The organism is Ferruginibacter sp., assembly GCF_031430955.1.
GTDB lineage: Bacteria > Bacteroidota > Bacteroidia > Chitinophagales > Chitinophagaceae > Ferruginibacter.
The window spans coordinates 1-2,011 of the sequence record NZ_JANPCM010000246.1; the positions used below are offsets into that span (position 1 = coordinate 1).

The 2,011-nt window shown below is 34.4% G+C and carries 3 protein-coding genes; 1 reads left to right on the forward strand and 2 read right to left on the reverse strand.

The annotated features are described in order from the left end of the window. Positions 1 to 128: 128 nt before the first annotated feature. Entirely contained in the window at positions 129 to 296 is a 168-nt protein-coding gene (locus tag ACY65O_RS06940; RefSeq protein ID WP_462220125.1) for a hypothetical protein, read from the forward strand. Between the two features lie 59 nt (positions 297 to 355). On the opposite strand, the gene ACY65O_RS06945 is transcribed toward ACY65O_RS06940, so the two are convergent. Next, positions 356 to 904 (reverse strand): regulatory protein RecX, encoded by a 549-nt coding sequence (locus ACY65O_RS06945; RefSeq protein WP_462220126.1) that lies wholly within the window; start codon positions 902 to 904, stop codon positions 356 to 358. 174 nt (positions 905 to 1,078) lie between these two features. Next, positions 1,079 to 2,011 (reverse strand): hypothetical protein (locus tag ACY65O_RS06950; protein WP_462220127.1); only part of this gene is annotated, 933 nt, incomplete at its 5' end.

A 2,011-nucleotide genomic window follows, 5' to 3' on the forward strand; every position in this document is an offset into this window, starting at 1 on the left:
AAAATCCCTACCAGGCAAAAGAAGTAAACAACACTCCTGAAATAATAACATTATTTTAAAAAAATTTAGTACAAGGCAGAACAGCTTTAGCCAATGGAAAAGAGGAACAGCTAAAAGACAACTGGATAATGCGTAATGGTGAAGAGATCTGGGTAAATGATAATAAACACGATGTATTAAGAATGTGTTTTGGACAAATCATTCATCACCGTGCTCAAATGGGAGTGTTCCTTCGTTTGCTGAATGTGCCTATTCCCGGCAGCTACGGGCCCAGCGCCGATGAAATGGGATTGTAAATAACTATCCCTATTAAATTTATAAACAGGTTTTTTTTCCAGTCCTGTTTATATTTTCTTTATAGTTCTTGTATCAGCGTTTTTATCAAATCGTTTTCAAAACCTTTTTGCATTAAATGATCCTGTAATTTTCTTTTTTTGATAAAACTATTTTTTTCGCTTTTTAATGTTTTTAGTTTGGCATCAAAATGCTGCTGCAAAGTTTTTAAATAATCATCTTCATTAATTTGCTTAAGGGCTTTTTTTATGCAATACTCACTTACCTGTTTTTGTTTTAACTGGTATTTTATTTTTATTCTTCCCCATTTTTTACTGCGAAAATGCCCACCTGCATATTGAATGGCAAACCGTTCTTCGTTTAAATAATTTTCTTCAATTAATATACTTATGAGCTCATCAACTTCTTTTGTATTTAAACCAAAGCCGTATAATTTATCTTTTACTTCACTATGGCAACGCTCCTGGTAAGCACAGTAATTTTTTGCTTTGGGTAAAGCCTGTGTTGGAGTAAATTTTTGTTGGTATATTTTATCTTCCATCTGTAAATTGAAAGTAAGAAATTTTATTTTGCCTGCGGCAAAAGGATTGCCACAAAGGCACGGAAACACAGAAGTTGTTTTAAAACATAAGCTTTAATTTTACAAAAGTTATTCGGAGAAATATCTTTTTCCGTGCTTCTGTGGCAACTCTTTGCCACAGAAGCACGGAATTAATTTGCCCGATGATTTCCCTAATGTTGCTGAAAAGAAAATCTGCGTTATCAGCGACATCTGCGGGAGAATTTAAAAACTTTTTGCAAAGCTTAATAAAACAGTTTGATTATAATAAGGCTTAAAAGGCTTTTGTGTAAAGTCGGCTTTTAAAATAGCCCGGTGGCTGAGGTAAACATTTTTGATGAGTTTTATTTTTGTAATAAACAATCCATCCATTAAACCGTTTTTAGCAAGCCTGGCAAAATAGTCGGAGGATATACCGAGGCGGTATTGCATATCCAGCCATTTTTTATATTTTCTGTCGTACCAAATATTTAGTTCGGCGCCCAGTTGTTTAAGAACAAAAAGATCATAATCTCCGTTGGTATCAAATGTTTGGGTGTAAAAACCCGTGTTGGCAATTTGCTGGCTGCGTAAACCGTACAGGTTAATAGAGTAAGGCGAAAGTGAAAACCTGAAATAATCATTGGGCTGAAATTTTATTCCCGGCGATAGCGTTACATCATAAGGATTTAAAAAGCCCTGAATCTTTCCATTGTTATTATAGTCTTTAAAAAAATCTCCGTCAAAGATTGTAAAGATTGAGGTGCTGGTTTTGGCAATTAAATTAAAGTTCCATTTATTGCTTTTGTTCATGGCATAAGAAAAATCATGCAGTGTGCTAAAATCATCCGTTGCTCTTTGTATATGTGCAGCACTGGTTAATCCCGATTTTTGCACCGCTACTGTCCAATGCAATTCGTTCGTCATAGCAAAGCGTTTACCTTCTTTAAAATAATTTAAACCAAGGTCTAATGCGCTGGTAGCAGAAAAGCTTTTTTTATCCGGGCCCGATGAGGAATTGAATTCTAAAATATTTCCCACATTTAAACCAATACCAAATATAAATACCCAGGCTTTGGGTGATGCTTCTTTTTCAACATCCTGTAATTTTTCATCAAAGAGTTTGTGCGTTATTAAATTGCTGTCGTATTTATTGTATTGTACAGAATCAACTAATGT